General features: G+C 37.1%; 19 protein-coding genes and 1 tRNA gene. 6 read left to right on the top strand and 14 right to left on the bottom strand.

All coding sequences use genetic code 11. The features are described 5' to 3' along the window. The first annotated feature begins 16 nt into the window (after positions 1–16). Entirely contained in the window at positions 17–712 is a 696-nt protein-coding gene (locus tag AC27VX_RS17240; RefSeq protein WP_488696863.1) for a hypothetical protein, read from the top strand. 135 nt (positions 713–847) lie between these two features. On the opposite strand, the gene AC27VX_RS17235 is transcribed toward AC27VX_RS17240, so the two are convergent. Continuing rightward, positions 848–1,651: a DUF2490 domain-containing protein gene (locus tag AC27VX_RS17235; RefSeq protein WP_488696861.1), complete on the bottom strand. Its 804-nt coding sequence runs from the start codon at positions 1,649–1,651 to the stop codon at positions 848–850. 592 nt (positions 1,652–2,243) lie between these two features. Between AC27VX_RS17235 and AC27VX_RS17230 the strand changes: the two genes are divergently transcribed. Continuing rightward, positions 2,244–4,712 carry a TonB-dependent receptor domain-containing protein gene (locus tag AC27VX_RS17230; RefSeq protein WP_488696859.1) on the top strand — a complete coding sequence of 823 codons (2,469 nt, stop codon included), beginning with the start codon at positions 2,244–2,246 and terminating at the stop codon, positions 4,710–4,712. A 138-nt stretch (positions 4,713–4,850) separates the two neighbouring features. On the opposite strand, the gene AC27VX_RS17225 is transcribed toward AC27VX_RS17230, so the two are convergent. From AC27VX_RS17225 to AC27VX_RS17210, 4 genes are all read right to left on the bottom strand, one after another. Then, positions 4,851–5,585 carry a hypothetical protein gene (locus AC27VX_RS17225; protein WP_236857586.1) on the bottom strand — a complete coding sequence of 245 codons (735 nt, stop codon included), beginning with the start codon at positions 5,583–5,585 and terminating at the stop codon, positions 4,851–4,853. Positions 5,586–5,764: 179 nt separating this feature from the next. After that, a complete protein-coding gene (locus tag AC27VX_RS17220; RefSeq protein ID WP_488696857.1) occupies positions 5,765–6,178 on the bottom strand; it encodes a hypothetical protein in 414 nt (137 codons plus the stop codon). 299 nt (positions 6,179–6,477) lie between these two features. Next, positions 6,478–6,564 (bottom strand) — tRNA-Ser (locus AC27VX_RS17215). 54 nt (positions 6,565–6,618) lie between these two features. Then, the gene (locus tag AC27VX_RS17210; RefSeq protein WP_488696855.1) at positions 6,619–7,635 is read right to left on the bottom strand and encodes an asparaginase; all 1,017 of its coding nucleotides are present in this window, start codon (positions 7,633–7,635) and stop codon (positions 6,619–6,621) included. 81 nt (positions 7,636–7,716) lie between these two features. Between AC27VX_RS17210 and AC27VX_RS17205 the strand changes: the two genes are divergently transcribed. After that, a complete protein-coding gene (locus AC27VX_RS17205) occupies positions 7,717–8,388 on the top strand; it encodes a TrmH family RNA methyltransferase (RefSeq protein ID WP_300688358.1) in 672 nt (223 codons plus the stop codon). A gap of 130 nt (positions 8,389–8,518) precedes the next feature. Here AC27VX_RS17205 and AC27VX_RS17200 read toward each other — a convergent pair whose 3' ends face one another. From AC27VX_RS17200 to tsaD, 5 genes are all read right to left on the bottom strand, one after another. Further along, positions 8,519–9,031, bottom strand: coding sequence for a hypothetical protein (locus AC27VX_RS17200; RefSeq protein ID WP_488696853.1), 513 nt, complete (start codon positions 9,029–9,031; stop codon positions 8,519–8,521). A gap of 2 nt (positions 9,032–9,033) precedes the next feature. Continuing rightward, positions 9,034–11,064, bottom strand: a complete 2,031-nt coding sequence (locus tag AC27VX_RS17195) for an IgGFc-binding protein (RefSeq protein ID WP_236857601.1) — start codon at positions 11,062–11,064, stop codon at positions 9,034–9,036. Between the two features lie 61 nt (positions 11,065–11,125). Beyond that, entirely contained in the window at positions 11,126–11,821 is a 696-nt protein-coding gene (locus AC27VX_RS17190; protein ID WP_300688350.1) for an RsmE family RNA methyltransferase, read from the bottom strand. Continuing rightward, the gene (locus AC27VX_RS17185) at positions 11,818–12,213 is read right to left on the bottom strand and encodes a hypothetical protein (RefSeq protein WP_236857603.1); all 396 of its coding nucleotides are present in this window, start codon (positions 12,211–12,213) and stop codon (positions 11,818–11,820) included. The genes AC27VX_RS17190 and AC27VX_RS17185 overlap by 4 nt, the downstream gene beginning before the upstream one ends. After that, entirely contained in the window at positions 12,210–13,226 is a 1,017-nt protein-coding gene (gene tsaD / locus AC27VX_RS17180) for a tRNA (adenosine(37)-N6)-threonylcarbamoyltransferase complex transferase subunit TsaD (protein ID WP_300688348.1), read from the bottom strand. Before tsaD ends, AC27VX_RS17185 begins: the two co-directional genes overlap by 4 nt. Before the next feature lie 4 nt (positions 13,227–13,230). Between tsaD and AC27VX_RS17175 the strand changes: the two genes are divergently transcribed. From AC27VX_RS17175 to AC27VX_RS17165, 3 genes are all read left to right on the top strand, one after another. Next, positions 13,231–18,021, top strand: a complete 4,791-nt coding sequence (locus AC27VX_RS17175; RefSeq protein ID WP_488696850.1) for a translocation/assembly module TamB domain-containing protein — start codon at positions 13,231–13,233, stop codon at positions 18,019–18,021. Positions 18,022–18,155: 134 nt separating this feature from the next. Then, positions 18,156–18,626: an Lrp/AsnC family transcriptional regulator gene (locus tag AC27VX_RS17170; RefSeq protein WP_103290738.1), complete on the top strand. Its 471-nt coding sequence runs from the start codon at positions 18,156–18,158 to the stop codon at positions 18,624–18,626. 68 nt (positions 18,627–18,694) lie between these two features. Beyond that, entirely contained in the window at positions 18,695–19,072 is a 378-nt protein-coding gene (locus tag AC27VX_RS17165) for a hypothetical protein (RefSeq protein WP_488696847.1), read from the top strand. Positions 19,073–19,112: 40 nt separating this feature from the next. Here AC27VX_RS17165 and AC27VX_RS17160 read toward each other — a convergent pair whose 3' ends face one another. The 4 genes from AC27VX_RS17160 to AC27VX_RS17145 all read right to left on the bottom strand — a co-directional run bounded on the left by AC27VX_RS17160 (position 19,113) and on the right by AC27VX_RS17145 (position 22,263). Then, positions 19,113–19,289, bottom strand: coding sequence for a hypothetical protein (locus AC27VX_RS17160; RefSeq protein WP_236857607.1), 177 nt, complete (start codon positions 19,287–19,289; stop codon positions 19,113–19,115). A gap of 13 nt (positions 19,290–19,302) precedes the next feature. Continuing rightward, entirely contained in the window at positions 19,303–20,322 is a 1,020-nt protein-coding gene (gwsS, locus tag AC27VX_RS17155) for a grasp-with-spasm system SPASM domain peptide maturase (RefSeq protein WP_488696845.1), read from the bottom strand. Between the two features lie 172 nt (positions 20,323–20,494). Next, positions 20,495–21,400, bottom strand: coding sequence for a grasp-with-spasm system ATP-grasp peptide maturase (gene gwsG, locus AC27VX_RS17150; RefSeq protein WP_488696843.1), 906 nt, complete (start codon positions 21,398–21,400; stop codon positions 20,495–20,497). Next, positions 21,397–22,263, bottom strand: coding sequence for a hypothetical protein (locus tag AC27VX_RS17145; RefSeq protein ID WP_488696841.1), 867 nt, complete (start codon positions 22,261–22,263; stop codon positions 21,397–21,399). Before AC27VX_RS17145 ends, gwsG begins: the two co-directional genes overlap by 4 nt. Positions 22,264–22,292 lie beyond the last annotated feature (29 nt).

The raw sequence follows: 22,292 nt of genomic DNA, 5'->3' as shown, positions 1-22,292 counted from the left end.
TCAAAATTACAGAGCTATGGAATTGCCATTTTATTTAAACCTTAAAGACTTTGAAAGCCATTATTATGACAACCTTGAAAAATGGTTTGAAGAATATCATAATACAAGCGAAATTGATTATCTGAAAGCTCTTTCTGCGATGTACAGCCCTTACCTGTACTACAGTTTTGCAGAAGATAAGTTGCAGGCAGATGCTTTTATTGAAATCAAGGACTGTTTCTTTCCCTACCATGAGAGAATCGGAATTTCTTTCTGTAGCAACTGTGGAAAGGATTCATCTTCCCAAAAAGGTCCGAACCATGTATTTGAATTTAAAAATATTTCGATGATGGAATATGCACAGCATATTTTGGATAAAATCAATAAATACTGCTCAAAGAATACTACCGCTCTGGATGGACATAAAAACATTCATGATTATATCAATGATTATGATATCGTGACATCAGTAGAAGGAGTAGGGTACTGTATCAGCTACAACCGTCATCAGAAGGTGATTCCTTTTTTGAAAGCTTATCTTCCCTATTATGGGCAGATGGTAAACATGGTCTTATACAGGGATTTTATTTTCTCTATAGCAGATATTGCTGAACTGATTGATAAAAAACTGAGAACAGTAAAAGCATTTGAATATTCTATTTATCATAAATCACGGGCGGATGCTAAATTCAAAGTACATATGAGCCGTCAGTTTCTCACTCTTTGCAATTAAAATTTTACACCATATTTTCATACTTAATTATATTGCAGAAAAACTTATGTTTTTCAAACAAAAATCCCGGTCAGACATGACTGGGATTTTGTTTATTAAAAGGATTTTTTGCTTTACTTGAAACGCAGCTTGTATTTATCTTTTTCTGTAAGGAATATTCCAAACCACATCAGCGGCCAGATAATGAACACCTCCATGGTGAATACTGTTGCTGCCTCTGATCAGATCATCCATATACCCTACATCTACAGTGAAAGGAGAGTTGGGAATATTGAACATATAATAGGCGGCAATACGCATTTCCCGGTAACCAAAAGATTCCCACTGCGGCTGAGGTTCATTCAGGTGGCTGATAGAAAAAAGAGCCTCTGCACTTATCGCAATCTTCTGATTGTTTTTCGGAGATAAATTATAGGTGAGCTGGCTTTTGATACGGGTTCTTAACTGAAAATCTTCTTCTACTTTGTGGAAGTCGGCATCAAAAAACTTCCGGAATTCCTGGCGGACTGTGTTTTTCAGTTTAAGTTTTTTTCCGAGATCAAAAGTATAGGCATATCTTCCGTAAATCCTGAACTCCTGTTCTGTATTTTCTTTATCATAGGGAGCTTCACTTTCATACTGAGGCTGTCTCCGGTAGCTGATGGCATAGCTGTACTGCTGGTGAGGGGCAAAAGAATTGTAAACCTCATGGTTTAATACAAAAATAGCCTGCTTTGAAAACAGATTATCATTATCCGGACTGCTTTTCCTTCCAATGGCGATATAGCTTAATGCCTGTTTTTTGCCTAACGAATCTAATTGTCTTTTTACTCCAAACGCTGACCAGAAAGCCGTTTTGGCATCTCCCAATCCGGGCGGGCTGATCTGTGCTTTTACCCATGTTCCACAACAGCCAAGTAAAAGGAATACGGTGAAAATTTTCTTTGTGCTCAACTTCATGGATAACTGCTTTACTATTAATTTTAAATGACTGCGAAACCGTAAAATGGATGAGAATACCGTTGATACGCAGAGAGAATACTTTATCCGTACAAATTTAGACGCCTTCTTCATAATATGTTTATTCAAAATCTTATAATACTGTTTAAAAACATGACAAAATAAATACCTGATTTAGGATAGATTTAGGAATGAAAAAGTAATTTCTTCTTAAAATGTTCTAATCATTTATCCTTTTAACGCTTGAATTTTCTCTTCAAAATGTGTCACAGTAAAGCTTTTACTATTAACTTAAAATGGATTGCGGATAAAATGTGGATAACTTGTGGAAAAGTCTGCACTAACACAATGAGGCATTTTTATGATTGATACCATTAAATTGTATATAACTGATAACCATATTGCTTTTTTGATAATAACAAAGCCGTATTATTTTTCACTTTTACAGGAATAGTAATTTTTAATGCCTTTTTAAATAAAAACAACAAGATTTTAAAATTTATTTAGAATAGTTTAAATTAATATTGTGAGAGAAATTACTATTCCTTTATTTTGCACTTTATTTATAATTATTTTAAATAAGGCTGAAAAAATGATACAATCAAGTGTAAATATGCTTCCAATGAGGTATATGACTCATTCTGTAGAACCTGTACAGGATGATGTTTCAACAAAAAATATGCAATGGCTCAAGCCATTTTTAATTTTCTTCTTCTCTTTACTGAGTTTTACAACACTATATGCTCAGGATACTCAGGGTGGTATCACGGGAAAAGTGAGTATGGTGGACGGACAGCCTCTAAGAGCAATATCAGTTTCTTTATTGGATACGGATCGTCAGACGTTGACAGATGATGACGGGAATTATCATTTCCTGAACCTGAATGCAGGAACATATACTGTAAAATTACAGATCCTGGGAAGTAAAGAAATCCGTCTTCAGGTTGAAGTTAAAACAGGAGAGGATGCGACGCTGGATTATCAGCTTACAAAAGAAAATATCCAGGCCATCCAGGAAGTTGTAATCATGAAAAATACCAATAGATTTTCTAAAAAGGAAAGTGGTTTTGTTGCAAGGATGCCTTTGAAAAACCTGGAAAACCCTCAGGTATATAATACTGTTACCAAAGAACTTTTTCAGGAGCAGGTAGCTGTAGATCTTGGAAGCATTTCTAAAAATGTACCGGGAGCGGGAATACCAATGATTGCCAATCAGGGAAGAGTAACGTTCCGTTCAAGAGGATTTGAAACAGAACCTAATGCCAGAAATGGAGTGGCAGGAGCTGCGTTTTCAGTAATTGACCCTGTGAACCTTGAACGTATAGAAGCTATTAAAGGACCTTCCGCAACTTTATTTGGTAAAAGTGTTGCCAGCAGCTACGGCGGCGTGTACAACCGTGTAACAAAAAAGCCCTATAACAACTTTGGTGGAGAAGTAGGCTATGTAGGGGGAAGCTGGAATTATAACCGTTTGACGATGGATCTTAATACACCCATCAATAAAGACAGAACTGCTCTTTTCCGTCTGAATGCAGCAGGAACTTTTGAGAAGAGTTTTCAGGATATAGGATTTACCAATTCTTTGGCCATTGCTCCCAGTTTTTCTTATCAGATCAATGACCGTATGTCGCTTTTATTGGATGTAGAGTTCAATCAGGCAAAAGGGACTTCTGTAGTACGTTTTAATCCTTATACGGGAAGTAACAAAACTCAGTCTATTGCGGATATGAAGTTTCCTTACTACAAAAACTTTCTGAGTGATGATCTGGCCTATGAGACTCAGATGATGAATATCTTTGCCCAGCTGAACTATAAAGTTTCAGAAAACTGGACTTCCCAGACCATTGTATCCCGTGCGAGATCTACCATTAACGGATATATTTCTGCCATTAACGGTAAGACAGACTCTACTGCAAGTGCTCAGGTAATGGTAGGAACTACGTCGTTTATCGCAACCAATATTCAGCAGAACTTCATCGGAGATTTTCGTATCGGACGTTTTAGAAACAGAATGGTGGTAGGATTGGATTATTATAACAATTCCAATCATTTTGACCGTTATCATACTAACACTAAAGTGTTTAATTTCGTTCACCCTTCTGCAGATTTCAGAGTTAATCAGAATACGATTGACGCTCTTACGGCAACTTCTGCTTTCAGAAGAGAAAACAATAGTGACAATACCTATGCTGCTTATGTTTCGGATGTATTCAATATTACAGACCGCCTTATGGTAATGGGAAGCTTGAGGATAGACCGATTTCAGTTCAAAGGAGTATATGATATTACCACAGGAGAAATAAAAGGAGGATTAAGCAACAGTGGAGTACAGTCCGGACCCTATGGACAGACTGCGCTTTCTCCTAAAATGGGAATCGTATATGAAGTATTGAAAAATAAAGTGTCTTTATTTGGGAACTATATGAATGGCTTTAATAACGTCAGTGGTGTTGATATCAATGGAAACTCATTCAAGCCGGAATATGCCAATCAGCTGGAACTTGGAGTAAAAGCGGATATTTTTGATCACAGACTTGTTGGAACATTAAGTTATTATAACATCAAAGTAGATAATGTTCTGAGAACAAATCCTGACGATATCAATTACTCAATACAGGATGGAACCCAGCTGAGCAAAGGATTTGAAGCAGAATTGACTGCCAATCCTTTTGATGGATTCAATGTTGTGGCAGGTTATGCTTATAACGACAGCAAGTTTACCAATGCCAATCCATCTGTTAACGGTTTAAGACCCGCATTATCAGGTCCGGCTAATATGTTTAACTTCTGGGTCAGCTACAGAATTCCGGAAGGTAAGTTAAAAGGCTTTGGAATAGGCGGAGGTGGAAATATGGGATCATCTTCCTATCAGACAAATACACAAACGGCAAAAGTGATTATACCTTCTTACAAAATGTTTGATCTGGGGGTCTTCTACGATCAGCCAAAATATAGAGTAGGACTGAAGTTTGATAATATTACCAATGAAAAAGCGTGGTCTGTTCGTTTAACACCGCAGGCGCCTTCCCGCTTTCTTGGAAGTGTTTCACTGAAATTCTAAAATTATATTTTAAATTAATAAATAAAAAGCCCGGATTCATAATCCGGGCTTTCTGCTTTTATATGAAGTCTGTCTGAACTTTTGTTTTTATAGATTTTCTAACTAAAAAGTTTAAACCAACCTATGATTAAAAAAGAATCAGTTGATCCAGAGGCAGTAATTGTTTCGGTAACGTATTTTTCCATAGGGACTTCCCTGAAAAGTTCCCGGAGTATTGTCATACCAGTCTTGCCTGATCACATAAAGCCCCGGTAGAGTAGGCTTAAAAACCGCCTGATGATTCTCATCAACAGGAATGTTCTTTTCCCAGTTTTCAGGATTAAATATTCTCAGCATCGTCCCTTTCTCGGCAGGTTTCATATTTCGATAAGGAGAAATGGTGTAAATGCCTTCTTTTTCCTGAAGAATAATATCCAGAAATTGAGCCGGTGAATCATTAGCAGAATATTTCCCAACATAATAGGCTCCGGACATAAAATCAATTGGGCGAACATTTTCCTGAGGATTTTTTGAGCGGATAAGAACAGGCTGCTGTTCATTCATTCCCAGAATTCGGTATACCCCTTCTTTATCAGGAGTGAAAGTACCCTCCCAGTGATCTCCTTTCTGCAGTAATTCAAGCTTCATTTTTTCTCCTTTAGCAGTAAGAATAAAGAAATGAAAATTTTTGATCTCCTGAAACTCAGCCCCGGTAGTACGGTGTCTTTCGCTGAGGTCATCGATAAAGCCGTAAAACATCTGTACTTTCACCGGGTCTTTTAGTTTTCCTGATCCGTGAATTTCCATCCAGTAAGCACTTGCTTTTGTAAATTGCGGAAGAAGAAAAATAGCTGTAAATAAGAGCAGAGAAAGTATGGTTCGTAATTTATACATTTTGATAGAATCGTATTTAAAGGGCAAATTTAGTAAAAAAGCAAAATATCAAAATGACTGTATTGATTAACTGTGTTCATCACCAAGAATAATAAATCACTTTTACGATCAAATTGCCACAATATATCAATACTGTGGCAATCGGGGTTTATGGACTGGTTTTATTTATTAAGAAGCTTTTAGGCTCCGCTTTTACACATCGCGTCCCATGTAGTCCAGAAATGAGCATTAATGGCTCCTATAGGAGGATTGGTGCTGTCTGCAACAATGCCTACCATTGAAGCGCAATTGGAATTACAGCCAATTTCATTATGACTTCCCGGTTGAGGTGGAATCTGACGCCATGTACCCGTTGAGCCGCTTAGTAATTCTACTTTTATTTCAAAGATTCCTGATAGGTTAGGGGTCTTAATTTGCTTTGTAGGATCCTCGCTTGAAATAGCGTCACTCCAGTTTCCCTGTGAAAAAGTGACACGCCATGTAGAAATCATTCTGGAAGTATCATTTTGAGGAGAAAGATATACCCAGAATTGTGCTCCTCCACCAAGTTGTACCTGGCCGGATGAATTTACGTTTACGCTTGTTGTTGACATATTAAATTGATTTTAGGTGATTAGTTTGTACTTCAAAGTAACAAAGAACAAAAGAGATTTTTTATAGTATAAATAACCAATAGTGGAATCAGGTATAAATACGGAGAAATGGAAAATTAAAATGGGAGAGTATATTTTAAGAATTGATTTTAGAGTATCATCAGTTGGAAAAGTAAAAGTATTTGGGGGGAATAGATAAAGATTTTATGGAAATCTTCGGGATGTGAGATTGAGCCTTTATTATTTTTTTATAAAAAAATAAGCCTGTGCTAATTTAGCACAGGCTTTACTTTTCTTTGCAGAGAGGAAGGGATTCGAACCCTCGATACAGTTACCCGTATACTACCTTTCCAGGGTAGCTCCTTCAACCACTCGGACACCTCTCTTTTTGAGATTGCAAAAATAGTGTATTTTCTTTAATATCCAAATTATTATTGCAATTAATCAGTAATTTCTCCACAAAGGCTTCTTGTAAAGTTATCAGCGAAGCTTCCTGAGTAGCTTGGATTGCCTATAAGGTGCATCGCTTTGGTAATCGCTGTTTCTGCAGTCATATCTCTTCCGCTGATAGCACCTATTCTGGAGAAAATATTACTGTTTTCATACTTTCCAAATGAGATGCCTCCTGATATACATTGGCTTACTACTACAATTTCAGTTCCGTTATTTCTGATTTCCTGAAGGGTTTCCTGAGTTTTTTCACTACTGAAAATGGTTCCCGAACCAAAAACCTGCAGAATAAGGACCTTCATTTTGGGGATTTCTTTGAAGTGGCTCAGGTGCATCCCCGGAAAAATTCTCCAAAATAAAATATCTTCAGAAATATATTCATCCACATGAAATTCTATTCTCGGATCACAACGGAATAAGTTGTCTTTAAGAATATTTAAATGAACCCCCGACTGTCCCAATATAGGATAATTCGGACTAGAATAAGCATCAAAATACTCAGCAGAATATTTCAGCGTTCTGTTTCCTCTTAATAATTTGTACTCAAAATAAATCGCAACTTCCTGAATAACTGCTTCGTCATTCTCATAAAGACTGGCATAATAAAGGCTTGTCAGAAGGTTTTCCTTGGCGTCAGTTCTCAGATCTCCAATAGGAAGCTGAGAACCGGTCATGATGACAGGCTTTCTCAATCCTTTTAACATGAAGCTTAGTGCAGATGCGGTATAAGACATCGTATCCGTTCCGTGAAGAATCAGGAAACCATCGTAATCATTGTAATTTTTAAGAATATAATTGGCGATAATCCTCCATTCTTCAGGCCCCATATCTGAAGAGTCCAGCGGTTTAGCAAAAGGATGAACGAAAACCTCACATTCCATGAGCTTCATTTCAGGCATCTTTTCAAATATATTTCCAAAATCAAAGGCACAGAGACTTCCGGTTTCGTAATCTTTTTCCATTCCGATGGTTCCACCGGTGTAGATGAGCAGGACTTTTCGCTTCATGTATTATTTTTAAGTAAGAATTGGAGCCTAATCAAGGTTCATAGCCCAAAATTACGTTAATTTGCAAAGATTTGAAAATGAATGAAAGATTTAGCACAAACTTTTGAGTATTTAAAACAATTTTTAACAGAAGAAAGACTTGCGAAAATTGAACATTTCTCCCAGGAAAGCTCAGATTTTGTTCTTCCGGTAGTAGAAGATGTTTATCAGTTTCGAAATGCAGCAGCCATTGTACGCTCTGTAGAAGCTTGTGGTTTTCATAAAGTGGTGGCGTTACAGGAGGAGTATAGTTTTGAACCTAATCTTCGGGTAACCAAAGGAGCTGATACCTGGGTTGAGGTAGAAAAACTTCCCCGTAGTATGGAATCTTTTCAGAAGATTAAAGATAGAGGGTACAAAATTGTTGCAGTTTCCCTTGAAAACAATGCTAAAATGCTGCCCGAGTATGAAATTACCGAACCTATTGCTTTAGTTTTCGGAACAGAGATGGAAGGTGTCTCTCAGGAAATTCTGGATTTTGCAGATGAGACCCTGGCGATTCCCATGTATGGTTTTACAAGAAGCTTTAATGTTTCTGTAGCCGCTTCAATTTGTATGTATGAATTGAAACAAAAGCTTATAAAATCTGATATTGATTATAAATTAGATAAAGAAAAGCTTTTAAGAATGAAAATTCTATGGGCGGTAAATTCCATAAGAAGCGGCCAGCAGATCTTTGAAAAATATCTCAGAGAGAATAATATAGAGATGTAATGGTTCGGTCTTTAATATGATGACGAACTTATCATGATAAAAACTTTCTTTATCAAAAATATAAAAGAAAATATTGAAAAATAAATGGGAAATTAATAGATATTAATTTCCCATTTATTTTGACTTTGATCTAATCTGTATTACCCCAGAAGCTCCATTCGGTGCCGTTATAAAAACAGACCAGTTTGGCTGTAGGATCATAGCACATCATTCCTGCTACCGGAGATTTTACATTGACCGCCGGATTTATTACTTTTGGAAGAATTAATGCTTTGTCGGTTGATTCCAATATCAAAACGCCTCTTGCAGAGGAATCCGGCGCTCCCATAATTACTCCTTTGGATCTGTTCTGTTCTGAGCCCGGCAACAGTGCTTTTGATACTCCGGCCGCGTTAGTTAGATCTATCCAGCTACTGCCGTTATGAAACTTTACTTTAGACGCGGCTCCGTCGAATACAAATGTCCCTCCGGAAGTTCCAGACATTGCAGCGGCATTTTGTACCTGAGGAAGAATAATCCCTTTTGTAGTTCCGGATGGAAAATCAAGAAGTCCGCTGCCATCTATTGTACTCTTCTCAATGCCAATCTGAGCACTTACGGCCGTTGATAATGCTAACGCTAATATGTTCAATTTATAGTTCATGATTAATTACAGGTTTGGTTAATACAGTACCACTTGGTTCCATTATACACTTTCAGACATACATCATCAGTATCAAAAACAATCATTCCGTCCACCGGATTTTTAATCGATGCTTCAGGATCAGGTATTCTCGTGATCACCATACCTTTATCATTGGATTCAAGAGCTATAAAACCATTGTTAACATCCGCAGGCCAGTTGGGGCTGCTATGTACTTCCCTTGTTGATATACCGATCTTTGTGATTTCAGGAGTTCCAGTTGCGCCAGCTTTATAACACGGGCATGCAAAAGATTTCACAACATTGGAATAAAGAGTACATCCACCGGGAACATTCACAATCACATTGTATTCTGCGGCTGAAGTATCTGCCAAAGGAATCGCGTACGTATTAGAAGTGGCACCGGAAACAGGGCTGTTGTTTTTGTACCATTGATAGTTTCCTAATCCTGATGTAACCGATAAGATAGTGCTTCCGGTAGTAGAAGTACAAGGCCTCAGATACTGAGTATTCATACTTATGGAAAGAATCGGTGAAGTTCCGAAACCGGAATAATATCCACCGAAGCCTGCAGCGTTATTGGCACCCAGAAGTTCTGCCTGAATAGTGCCAGCAGAGCTTATTTTTACATTTTTTATATTTCCGGCTGCCGGCACAGCATCTGCAATATTATACCGGTAACTTGTCCAGTTTGGATTTCCGGGAACTACCGCATTGGATATCGCCGTAATGGCTGTTCCGCCTACAGTTACAGTGGGAATGTTATTGGCACCGGTGGCTGCAAGCACCGCTAACTCAGTATTGGGGTAAATAGTGCTTCCAATTTGTTTGGCATCCGGAATCATATTTACAGAAGTCTGTCCAAAACATGAAATAGGAGGGATAAACATAAAACTGTTTGTATTTAAACCTGCACTTCCGAACAGTTTATGAAAAACATAGACTGCTTTATTTGTTTTTAAATACATATTTTTATTGGTGAAAAATGTAGCAGGTACAATCGCGTAGTCTCCGGCATTATTTAATGTATAATTCACTGCTGTATTGCCGTTCATACGTACGGTAGTGTTGGCTTCAGTGGCAATAACTATTACTCTTTCGTAAGCACCTCCGTTCCCCTGCATGACAATATATTCATTACCAAGCTGTTCTACAGGAACAAGCTGGTCTACTGCAAAATCACGGTTGTCGGAATTGGTTCCTGTATCAATGCTGCCCTGCTGCATAAGCCCTCCTACCGTTACCGCGATATTTTTGTCAGCAGTTATTTTTGCACCCAGCCAGCCGGTATCCTGAATACTTAGTGTGCCTGTTTTTACCTTGGCATATAAAACAAAAGATTGTCCTTTGCTTAAAGTTCGGGTAACTGTATTTCCGGTGATTGGAGTCGTACCAGATCCATTGATGAATTCTGTGCCGGTATCTATATTGGATACTGTAATAACTGTATTGTCTTCAGTGGCCATAATAGAAGCCATATTACCTACTTCAGCTACTGAGGTCGTAAATTCGTTGGGTGTTCCTCCCCAGAAGAAATTTTTACCAAGGGCTACTTTTCCTTTTGTAAGAACTGATCCGGCCTGAGAACCTGATGCTCCTCTGTAATTGACAAAGAAGTTATCATTAGAGCGGAAGATCATACCACCGGTGTTGGCCGGAATGATCGTTCCTGCTTTATTAGCCGCCATGGTGAGAGGGGTCTGCCCTGGAGGCAATATTGTATTGGATGTATTGATAACGGAAAGTCTGACCGGTTTGCTGTTGCTTACGGTCACAACACCATTGGTTACTACAGTTGAAGTTGCAGCAGTGATGTCATATACCGATAATCTTGGAATGGTGGTGTCATCTGCCAGTTTAATATTAACTGTAATATTCGTGGTAGACGGAGTAGACAGGTATACATACTCCTCTACAATGGTTGCTGTTGTATAGTCCCCAAAGATAATGGGCTGCAGATAATGAACCTTGTCAAGCTGTGAATGATAGAAATTAAATAGAAAAAATACTAGAAATAAATAAAAACGCCTCATGTTATAAATTTAAAGGCGCAAAAATATTTAAAATATGCTGGTATTTATTGTTTTGACTGATCTATTTTAATCTGTAGTAATTCCACGCAGATACGAATACACCGGCTGTTTCGGTCCTTAGTCTTTGGTTTCCAAGTGATACAGCTTTTACATTATGACCGGATAAATATTGGATTTCTTTTTCAGAAAAATCTCCCTCGGGCCCGATTAAAAAAGTCAACTGTTCCAGTTGAGGAATGTTTTTGAGTTCAATTCTTTCCAGATTCTCGTTGCAATGGGCAACAAAAGTATGTTCCGGGTTTATTTTCTTCAGAAAATCCGGAAGCCTCAGTACCTCATTGATCACAGGAAAATGGAATCTCAAACTTTGCTTTGAAGCGGCAATACTCTGTTTTCTTATTTTATCAATATTGATGTTCTTGCGCTCCGTTTTTTCAGTGATTATAATACTGATTTCCGAAATACCCATTTCCACAGCTTTTTCTACAAAAAACTCTATCCTGTCAATATTCTTTGTCGGAGCAATGGCAATGTGAAGTTTAGGATTAAAGTCAGGCAGATGTTCCTGGATCTCTGCAACTTCAATACCTGCTTTTTTACCTTCTATAAAAAGTTTTCCTGAGGCAAGATTTCCTTTTCCGTCCGTTACGTGAATATCTTCACCCGTTCTCATGCGGAGAACCTTCACAATATGCTGTTGCTCCTCGTCGTTGATCGTAACTTTCGGACCTTCTATTTCTCCGTAAAATAATTTCATATATCCTGAGTTAAGAATGCTACTCCCGTTTTTAGGGTTGTGTATATATCGGTATCACAATTTCTGTAACTGCAAATAAAAATTTCTTCAATCCAGATATTGTTTATGAAAATCAGATTTAAGTATTCCTGTTTTCTCAAATTGTTTTTGATCGATAAATAATCTCCTTCTTTTGGAGTATAAGGAAAACTGAAAAGATGCTCAGAATTTATTTTTTCCAGGATCTGATCTTTTATATCGTGGATATACCCTTTTTCAGAACTTGATGGAAAATAATCTACATAATTCTCCGTTTCAGCATTTTTTCCGGTAATTGTTTCTAATACCCAGTAATATTTTGAGTTCTTTTTAGAATGGGTTCCCAGTATTTTTTCTTCTAAAAGTATTTTCATAAATCATATTTTGCTGTAGCAGTAGTTCTCAGGTCTGTAAATTCGCCTCTTTCAAACTTCAGTTGTGCAACCATGGCGATCATGGCAGCATTGTCTGTTGTATATTCAAATTTTGGGATATAAATATTCCATCCCAGTTTTTCTTTATTATCTTCCATTGCCTTTCTCAATGCAGAATTGGCAGATACGCCTCCTGCAATAGCAACTTGTTTAACGTTCAGTTCTTTGGCTGCTTTTTCAAGTTTCTTCATCAGAATTTCAATAATTGTTTTTTGTACAGAAGCACAAAGGTCATTGAGGTTTTCTTTGATGAAATCCGGATTTTTTCTGACTTCTTTCTGAATGAAGTACAACACGGACGTTTTGATACCACTGAAAGAATAATCGTAGTTTTCTAATCTTGGTTTATTAAAGGTAAAAGCATCAGGATTTCCTTCTTTCGCCAGCCTGTCAATAATAGGTCCTGCCGGGTAATCCAGATCAAATATTTTTCCAATTTTGTCAAAAGCTTCTCCTGCGGCATCATCGATGGTTTTTCCGATAATTTCCATATCGAAATAGTCCTTTACCAATACAATCATCGTATGTCCGCCACTTACTGTAAGACACAGGAAAGGGAAGGTAGGCGGCACAGGATTTGCATCTTCGATGAAATGGGCCAGAATGTGGGCTTGAAGGTGATTTACTTCAATCAAAGGTACATTGAGGCTCATAGCCAGAGATTTAGCAAATGATGTTCCTACGAGAAGAGAACCCAAAAGTCCAGGTCCGCGTGTAAATCCTATAGCTGAGATAGCATTTTGTTGTATATTTGCTTGGGAAAAAGATTTTTCAACAACGGGGATAATATTTTGTTGATGGGCCCGTGAAGCCAATTCAGGAACCACACCTCCATATTCTTTATGGATGGCCTGATTCGCGGCAATGTTTGAAAGAATAGAATTTCCCTTGATGATAGCTGCTGAGGTGTCGTCGCAGGACGATTCAATACCTAAAATTATAGAGTCGCTCATAATAATGGCAAAGTTAGAGAATAATAACGAGAATGAAAATAAAAAATCTATAGCTGAAAACCTAGGAGATCAGGTACAGAAAACTGTAGATAATGTTGAAGGTAAAGTTCGGGAGACCGTAAAAGAAGCCTCTGAGCTTGCTTCAGATGCTATACATCATCCCGTAGAGACGGCTGGAGAGTTTGGGAAACAGGCAATGAAAGACGTTGTCAGCTATACCTGGTGGGCAAAACTGCTCCTGATTCTCTTTTGGTTGGGGCTTTTCCTGGTGGGAAGCATATTGGTGGTTATCAATCTTCCGGTGACTAAACAATGGGCAGCTGATCAGGCACTTAAGATTGTTAATCAGGATTTTAAATCAGGATTTTCTACAGAAAGTGTAGATGTTAACTATTTTGGAGATGTAACCATAAAAGGCTTAAAGGTAAAAGATTATAAAGGGTTTAATTTTATTACGGCCCGTGAATTCCGTGCCGATTCTGACTGGATTTCACTTGCCGTAAATGCCATCTCCGGAAGCAGTAATTCTTTAAGTTTTAACTCTCTTACGCTTGTGAATGCTGATGTGAAAGTTATTACCTATAAAGGGGACAGTATTTCAAACTTTGTCAGATTTACAGAACTTTTTGATAATGGAAAGAAAAGAGATCCCAGTAAACCTCCTTTTCAGCTGAATTCCAGAGTGCAGATTATCGATTCTAAAGTATCCATCATTAACGAAAACTCCGAGGGAGAACATGGAAAATGGCTTACTGCTACAAAATTTAATCTGAAAGCGCCCAATGTAAAGGTCAATGGCCCGAATGTATCGGCGCTAATTAATAATATGTCATTTGTTACCTCAAGATGGGGTAAATCCCATATTGTGGACACTTTTTCCACAGAATTGTCTTTGACCAAGCAGTTTCTGTCATTAAAGGATCTTACTTTAAATACAGATCATACCTTACTTCAGGGAAATATTAAATTTAACCTTCATGACGGCTCATGGTCTGATTTTGCAGACAGGGTTCGATGGGATATGAAGATTGATCAGGGCAGCGAGATCAGTGGATATGATATCAGCTATTTTGTAACGAACTGGGACAATATCAAGCCGTTCAATCTTTCAGGAATAATGACGGGGCCTTTGAATAAATTTCATCTTGAAAATTTTCTCATCAGAAATCCTGATGTTAATATTGCCACCAAAACATTGAAAGTAGACAATTTGCTGAAAGGACACTTTTCAATCGAAACCAAAGACCTTTCTGCAGATTTTACCTATAAAGATTTAAAGGCAATGATGCCTTCTTTCATCTCCAACAAGATGAAGAACTTTGCGGATGATTTTGGGAAATTAAAGTACAATGGAACCGCAAAAGTAAATCCGGATCAGATCTATGTAGAGAACGGGAATTTAATGACCGGAATAGGGCAGGCGAAGATTTCTAAACTTACCCTTACAGGTTATAGTACGGCAATGCCTAAATACTCAGGCTATCTTGATGTAAAAGACCTTAATACATCTGTGATTACCAAGAATAAAACAGTAGGCTTAATATCAGGTCAATTTGATCTTAACGGACAAAGCTTTGATGTAAATACAATGCGTCTGACTACGAAATCTAAGATTACGAGTGTTGAAATTATGGATAAAACCATTAATAACCTCTATCTGGATGGGTTGCTGGACCATAAAAAATACAACGGACTCATTACCGTTAATGATGAACAGGCAAAAGCAACGATCAAAGGGTTAATAGATTTCAGCACTTCTAAAGTAGCGATGGATGTGAATGCCGATGTGAGCTACCTGAATATGAATTATTTTACCGGTAAACCGGGCAGTCAGGTGGTAAGCGGACAGGTTGAAGGGAAAATGTCAATGTCTTCCATCAATGACCTTACGGTGGATGTGAATGCCAATAATCTTCATTTTGCAACCGCTACCCAGAAATATGATATTCCTACGGCAAAACTAAAAACATTTATTACTGCAGATGGCCGCGTTATCGATGTAGATGCTCCGGGAGCCGCTACTGGAAAGATATCCGGGAGATACAGCCTTGCAGATCTTGTAGGAATGGTGGAAAATGGAATGGGTAGAATATTGGTAGGGCCTCCTCCCAGAAAATTATATCACGGACAGAATTTTACCCTGAACTTTGATGTTCAGCAGGGATTGGTCAATTATTTCTTACCCGAACTGAAGCTGCCTCATGGAGCGGTTGTAGAAGGGGGGTATGATGGAAACTCCAATAACCTTACGCTGAATCTTGATGCTGCTTCTTTAAAGTATATTATGACGAAAGAAGATGAAATTACCGATGCAGATAAAGCATTGGCAACTTCTAATCCCGATTATAAAATTCACGAGAGAAAAAATATTAACAAAGACAGTGCGATGGTAGATAGTGTTAAAATAAGAATTAACACCGCCAACCTTAATCAACAGCTGTATGCTAAGATCAACAGGGCAGAATATAATAAGAATATCATCAAAGACTTCGAGCTCAAAGGAAGTAATGAAAATGGAAATACACTCCATCTTGCTACAATATTTAAGCATGGAAGCCCTGATGATGAAATTAACGAGAAGCTTAAAGACTATGCTATTAATGTAGATCAGTCCACTGATGCTGCTGGTGACTATGTCTTTAAATTCGAACCTACAGAAGTAAAATTCAATGAAGTAACCTGGGCGATTGATACCAGCCCGGAACTTAATCACTCTATTACTTATAGAAAGAAAACCGGAGATTTTGATATCCGGAATCTGAGAGTTTATTCAGATAAAAGTGCTCTGTTTATTAAGGAAGCCCAGTTTAAATCAGCGAAAGATTTCTATGTAGATGCTGATATTAATGAGTTTGCTATAGAAAAACTTCTTGAAATGCAGTCAGGAGGAAACAGTATGGATATCAAAGGGCTCGCCAATGGAACTGTAAAGATCAAAATGGATAAGAGTACCTTGCAGCCTCTGGTAGATCTTAACATTGATAATATTAAGATGAATGGTAATGATATGGGAGATATTTCCATTTCGGCAACCAACGGTTTCTCTCTGAACGTCTATGATATCGATGTAAAAGTACATTCTGCGGGGGTTCTTGGAAGTAACAGCCTGAATTTGACAGGAACAGTTAATAATAATACGTCTTCGCCTATTATTGATCTTACAGCAGAAATGCGTGATTTTGATCTGTCTTTTACACAGCAGTTTGTACAGACTGTTTTTGGAAATATTCGCGGAAAAGCAACAGGAGATCTTAAGATTAACGGTAAGCTTAATAACCTTGATTATAGTGGAGACATTGCTTTAAAAGATTTTGGATTAAAACTTCTGTTTACAGGGGTAGATTATGCATTTGATGATACAGTCATTCAGCTGACTAAAGGACTTGCGATTCTCAACAATATTGAAGTGCATGATGGAAGATCGAATTCCAAAGGAAACATCTCCGGTGCGATCCAGTTTGAAACCCTTTCTTCAATGGGAGTCTCTCTGGTAATGAGAGCAGACAACCTTCTGATGCTTAATACTGCTCAGAAAGATTTTGACCTGTTTTGGGGAAGAGTTTACGGGCAGGGAGACCTTTATGTGGATGGGCCGGTTTCAGGACTGAGTATCACAACACCTAATATGAAGGCACTTAACGGAAGTACCTTTACATTTAATTCAAGCTCTACATCCAATGTTGAAGAGTTTAAAATGCTGAGGTTCCTGAAAGAAGGAAAAGACGGGCTGGTAACGCTGGAAGAAAAGAAAAAGACCGGTGCCAACATGAACATTGACTTCAACCTGGCTGTGGATAAAGGGACTACGGTAAATGTACTGGTGGGTGATGATGTGGGGAATATTACGGTAAAAGGAGTTGCAGACCCGCTGAAATTCCAGATGAACAGACAGGGGAATATCGGTATGAGCGGAACGTATAAAGTAGATAACGGAACATTTGTCTCTAAGGCGATCCTTAATAAAACATTCCAGATTGAGAAAAACAGTAGTATAAGGTGGGATGGAGATGCCATGAAGCCTGCATTAGATATCAATGCCAACTATGTAAGAATGGTTTCCAATGTAGGAGAATATCTGAGTATGGGAAAACTACAGCCTATCAGCGTCTTGCTGCAGGCTCATATCACCCAGTCGCTGGTAGAACCTAAAATTGACCTGAATGTTACTGCATTGGATGTTTCCAGCCAGGTGAGAGAGACTTTGGCAGCCAAAATGAGCCAGGAAGGAGAGAAGGTTCTTCAGTTCGGTTCCGTTCTGTTACTGAGTACCTTTAATGTTTCCAATTCTGGAGGAGTGGATGTGAATGTTGGAAATGTGGCAGAATCCTCTGGATATAATATACTTCTTAAGCAATTGGGATCTGTTCTTAATACGATGAGTAATGAATTCCAGATTGACCTTAATTATGTAAAAGGGGATCAGAGTGCAAGTGTGGCAGACAGAGCCAATGCGGGTGTGAGTGTAGCACTTTCTCCCAGAGTAAATATCAAAACCGGATTGGGAATTCCATTGTCTAAAACAGACGGTGCCCAGAATAACTATCTTTCTACAGAAGGCTCTGTAGAGTATGACTTTTCTAAGAAAAACGATGGTACACTTGTTGTGAGGGCATATTCTAAGCCTACAAATATCGGTATGGTAAGTACAAACGGAACTGCTAATCAAGCCTATGGAGGGGGAGTTGTGTGGAGTAAAAGCTTTAATTCTTTGTTTAAAAAGAAGAAAAAAGACAAAAAAGCCACTGAAACAAAAGGGGAAATAAAAACAGATTCTATAAAATCGAATGGTAAATAATTAGAATATTTTAATGATTTTTATCATCTGTGTTAATTATTGTTAATATTTGATATATATTTTTTAGTTAAATTATTTTTCGTAAATTTGCAAAAAATACATAGATTTTTTAAAGAAATTGTAATTTAACTAATATGAACTATCAACTGGACGAAATAGACAAGAAAATTCTTGATTTCTTAGTAGAAAACACAAGAATGCCTTTTACTGAAATTGCAAAGCAGATGGACGTTTCTGCTGGAACAATTCACGTAAGAGTGAAAAAGATGGAAGATGCAGGTATTATTTTGGGATCATCTCTTAACATCGATTATGGTAAGCTGGACTATCACTTTACAGCTTTCATCGGAATCCTTTTGACAAAATCCAACCGTACTCAGGAAGTATTGAAAGAATTGTCAACTATTCCTAACGTAATCGAAGCGAGTGTTATTTCCGGAAAATATAATATTTTCTGTAAAGTAAGAGCAAAGAATACAGAAGATGCCAAGAGAATTATTTATCAGATTGATGACATTCAGGATGTAATGAGGACTGAAAGTATGATCTCTATGGAAGAGTATTTGAGCGACAAAAATAGATTGATCAACGCGATCTCTATTTAATTCAAATTTTAAACGAATAACTATAAAAGAACTTATGAAATCTCTCATAAGTTCTTTATTTTTGTACTATGGAAGAATACAGCTATTTTGACGAGGATCCGAAGAAAGGATGGGGATTTATACTGGCCTTTGCAGCCTTGATGTTGTTTACAATAATGGGATTGGGAATTGATGGTGATGAATATTTGCAGCACGAATACCTTCAGATCCCAAGATGGTATTTTTATGTTATTTTTTCAATTGATGTATTGATGATGGTTAGCCTGGTCCTGATGTTCTTTTATCGTAAAGTAGGGATCTTTATGTTTCCGGCTTTACTGGTAATGCATTTCTTTATGCACAATTACTATCTGTCTACTTTTTTGTACACAGATGTTACGAACCTTTTCCTTTTCACAGGATTTGGGATGCTGGCCATTATTCCAAAATGGAAGTTTTTCAGATAAGTTTTCAGATAATTACACATACCATAATAAAAAACAGCCTTTAAATATTATTTAAAGGCTGTTTTTCCAGGCTGCAATAAATAAATGAGCCTTTGGGTGTTAAAGAATATTTGGAGCGATTATACACACTGTACTTTGGTTTAGACCGTGCAGCCATCCATAATCCTATAATGAGAACCAATATGATTTCAACAACAGAACCGATTGTAATATTCATATTTTCTTCCTGCCTATTCTTCCCACGTGCAGGTGTAAGGATTGTAGCTGCATTTTAATGGTTTTGAAATGTCCAGCCCTTTTTTATTGTGGTGAGTATTTTCTGTATACGCTCTGCAATCAGTACAGACATATCTGAACTCACAATCTTTACACACTTCTATATGGTCTTTGGTGAGATTCCAGTATTTTTTGAATCTTTTTTGGTTCAGGATTTCTTCAAGACTTTGATGCTGAATATTTCCAAAGCTTTCCGGCATCAGCGGACAGTTTTTAATATTGCCGTTTCTGTCGATCCCCATCTTTTTATGCAGGCAGGAATTGTGATGGACGGCTTCCAGGACTTTGGGAAGGTTAGTGTTAAAATATTTCACATTTATTTTGCCACAGGCTGATATTTTTAGGTCTTCTTTGATGTATTGTATAGAAAATCTATATTCTTCTTTGGTTTTGAATGGTTTTTGCGGACAACCATAAAAAACAAAACTATAAATTCGCCTTGTATTCTTATGAAGCTGCTGGATGAAAAACTCATCGATTTTTTGATGAAATGGCGAAAATATTTCTATTCCGGACAATACTGAACTTTCAAATATTTTATCAATTTCTATTAAATCTTCCTCGCTTAATGGCGCAGTACTGTAAAGCGTCAGATGCTGTATTCCCAGACTTTCTACGGAAGGTCTAATTTTTTTAATGAGATCAATATTTTCTGTTTCGATAAAAATATTTGTGATCCTGCTTGGTTCCAGATACTCTAATGAAAGAGGCGGGAAATTTTTGTCCCAATCATTTTCTGTGACAAAACCATATTCCTTTTCCAGTAAAAGGCTGAGATAGTCATTAAAGATTTCTACGGATTCTTTATCGTAGTTTTTCCGGATATCCTCAATAGAAAGACTTTTCAGCTCTTCTACGATCTCATACAACTCTAAAGGATACAGCTCTGATACATTTCGCTGTAAATCGGAAATCAGAATTCTGCAGGCTCCCTTGGTGATCTGGATGTTACTGAATAGATTAAAATATTTCATGATAACCGGGTGAGGGGTTTTTGAGGTTTTTCTCTTATGTGAAAATTACTTTGATATTTTTCACAATCTAAAACATAGACGATATCATTTCCTTTTTTAAGTTTCTGATTACGAAAAGTTTCAATATGCTTGAACGTGAGGGGTAATTTGTTCGTTTCTGTTACTTTGATTTTCATAAATATTCTGCGATTTCTTTATCCAGCGAATAGTTGCATATATTGGAGAGTCCGAGGAATTGCCCAATTGCATTGACTTCCAAAAAGTAATATCTTCCATCTTTACCTTTTATAAAATCTAATGAACCACAATTTAAATCCAGGGTTTGCATCAGTAGATCAATTTTTTCTTCAACATCATAAGGAAGGTCATAAGGAACATTTCTATTAGGCTTTTCTAAATTGTATTTCCTGAAATCTGTTTTGGTTTGTTCATCGTTCTGAGAGAAAATGGCCATCGAGTAGCATTTTCCGTTCAGATAGAAGGTTCTTATCTCAAATTCTTTTTCAATTTGCTCCTGAAAGAAAGTGATAAAGAAATCTTTTTTCTCTTTTTGCTGTATAGTTGTAGTGTACATAATACCATTTAAATCTTTATCTATATCGTCCAATATTGGGTTTCCGCCAATTGTTTTGATAATGGTATTATGTAGAGATACCTGATTGGTATTGTCTGCCAGAAAGTATTCAGGAACCTCTAAACCTGCTTTTTTAGCCTGTTCCAATACCAGCAGCTTATTAATATCGCTGTTACTTTCTTTATTGATATGTTTTTTAGATTCCAGCGTTTTTCTTACATAATCTTCCAGCCAATGCTGTACTTCATTCATATGAGCATTCACAGAATGATTGTCATATCGCAGACGTTTGATTTTTAACCTGCCTCTTCGATACCATACACTGCTTATTTCATTCAGGAAAAAAGTGTTTCTGTTACTTTCTAAAAAGATTTTTTTGTTTTCAACTTTAATTTCAAAAATTTCATCCTCATGTATACGGATAAATTTCTTTTTCATTTCAAGGAGCCATTCAATAATTTTTACGGTTGTCCTTTCATTGTTGTTGGAAATAATAAGGATCATTTTTTAAAGTAATCTTTTGTGATTTTAGAAGAATGTTTAATACTAGGTATACCTATTTTTTTTCTTTCCTGATCAGCTTTTATGGTATCTACAATAGCATCATAGCTTAGGTAAATACCATATAGTATTCGTTCCTTACTGATGTGCAGATTGTGTCGATCTACCATATTGGCGTAGTCTTTGGGAATACAGTCTCCGGATTTTATATATTCAAGCATTTTTGCTTTGAAATATGGATATTCTTTTGAATTTACCATATGGCTGAACAAGGGATGCATGGGCATAAATACCCCATCATTTCCAATAAGTCCTATTTTTTGTATCGAAGGATAGCCATAATGTTCAAAGGTCCATTTCAAAAGTTCTGCATTTATTCTGTCGTTCTTTTCCATAAGCTGAGGATTTCTTCGGCCTTCAGCCTGATCACGGATAAAAGCAATACTGAAAGAATCTACAAGCCGTTTATTCAAACCTTTTTTCCAGTCTGCAATTCTCTGTTTCACTTCAGTGCTGTCTATACCGTATTTTTGGAACAGACTGAAGTAATTTTTTTCCGACCCTTCATAAGGAGCAATCAAAGGGATAAGCTTGTAAAGACTTTTCTTTCCGCCGAAATTTTTTTGATATTGATCTGCCAGTTTGATGTACGTCTCATATTCTTTAATGCGTTCCTGATTTTTAGGGTTGTATTTTTTAAACAGTTTTCTGTATTGCTTTATAGCTTTCTCGGGTTGGCTAGCAATCCGAAAAAGGCTATCAATTTCATTCACTCTGTTATAATAAACAATATAATCATTGCTTTTGCAGGAAAGAACAATAGAAATAATGATGAATAGATATATCAAAATTGAATTTCGTTTCATTAGAAAATATTTATAGAGTTGGTGATGAT

Source organism: Chryseobacterium sp. 14P4.3.2 (genome assembly GCF_057799275.1).
Note: the sequence above shows the minus strand (reverse complement) of the source record. Positions and strands in the feature narration are given on the sequence as shown.

Coding starts and splice junctions, on each gene's coding strand:
- AC27VX_RS17240 (WP_488696863.1), top strand. CDS start 17: ATGGAATTGCCATTTTATTTAAACCTTAAAGACTTTGAAAGCCATTAT.
- AC27VX_RS17235 (WP_488696861.1), bottom strand. CDS start 1,651: ATGAAGTTGAGCACAAAGAAAATTTTCACCGTATTCCTTTTACTTGGC.
- AC27VX_RS17230 (WP_488696859.1), top strand. CDS start 2,244: ATGATACAATCAAGTGTAAATATGCTTCCAATGAGGTATATGACTCAT.
- AC27VX_RS17225 (WP_236857586.1), bottom strand. CDS start 5,585: ATGTATAAATTACGAACCATACTTTCTCTGCTCTTATTTACAGCTATT.
- AC27VX_RS17220 (WP_488696857.1), bottom strand. CDS start 6,178: ATGTCAACAACAAGCGTAAACGTAAATTCATCCGGCCAGGTACAACTT.
- AC27VX_RS17210 (WP_488696855.1), bottom strand. CDS start 7,635: ATGAAGCGAAAAGTCCTGCTCATCTACACCGGTGGAACCATCGGAATG.
- AC27VX_RS17205 (WP_300688358.1), top strand. CDS start 7,717: ATGAAAGATTTAGCACAAACTTTTGAGTATTTAAAACAATTTTTAACA.
- AC27VX_RS17200 (WP_488696853.1), bottom strand. CDS start 9,031: ATGAACTATAAATTGAACATATTAGCGTTAGCATTATCAACGGCCGTA.
- AC27VX_RS17195 (WP_236857601.1), bottom strand. CDS start 11,064: ATGAGGCGTTTTTATTTATTTCTAGTATTTTTTCTATTTAATTTCTAT.
- AC27VX_RS17190 (WP_300688350.1), bottom strand. CDS start 11,821: ATGAAATTATTTTACGGAGAAATAGAAGGTCCGAAAGTTACGATCAAC.
- AC27VX_RS17185 (WP_236857603.1), bottom strand. CDS start 12,213: ATGAAAATACTTTTAGAAGAAAAAATACTGGGAACCCATTCTAAAAAG.
- tsaD (WP_300688348.1), bottom strand. CDS start 13,226: ATGAGCGACTCTATAATTTTAGGTATTGAATCGTCCTGCGACGACACC.
- AC27VX_RS17175 (WP_488696850.1), top strand. CDS start 13,231: ATGGCAAAGTTAGAGAATAATAACGAGAATGAAAATAAAAAATCTATA.
- AC27VX_RS17170 (WP_103290738.1), top strand. CDS start 18,156: ATGAACTATCAACTGGACGAAATAGACAAGAAAATTCTTGATTTCTTA.
- AC27VX_RS17165 (WP_488696847.1), top strand. CDS start 18,695: ATGGAAGAATACAGCTATTTTGACGAGGATCCGAAGAAAGGATGGGGA.
- AC27VX_RS17160 (WP_236857607.1), bottom strand. CDS start 19,289: ATGAATATTACAATCGGTTCTGTTGTTGAAATCATATTGGTTCTCATT.
- gwsS (WP_488696845.1), bottom strand. CDS start 20,322: ATGAAATATTTTAATCTATTCAGTAACATCCAGATCACCAAGGGAGCC.
- gwsG (WP_488696843.1), bottom strand. CDS start 21,400: ATGATCCTTATTATTTCCAACAACAATGAAAGGACAACCGTAAAAATT.
- AC27VX_RS17145 (WP_488696841.1), bottom strand. CDS start 22,263: ATGAAACGAAATTCAATTTTGATATATCTATTCATCATTATTTCTATT.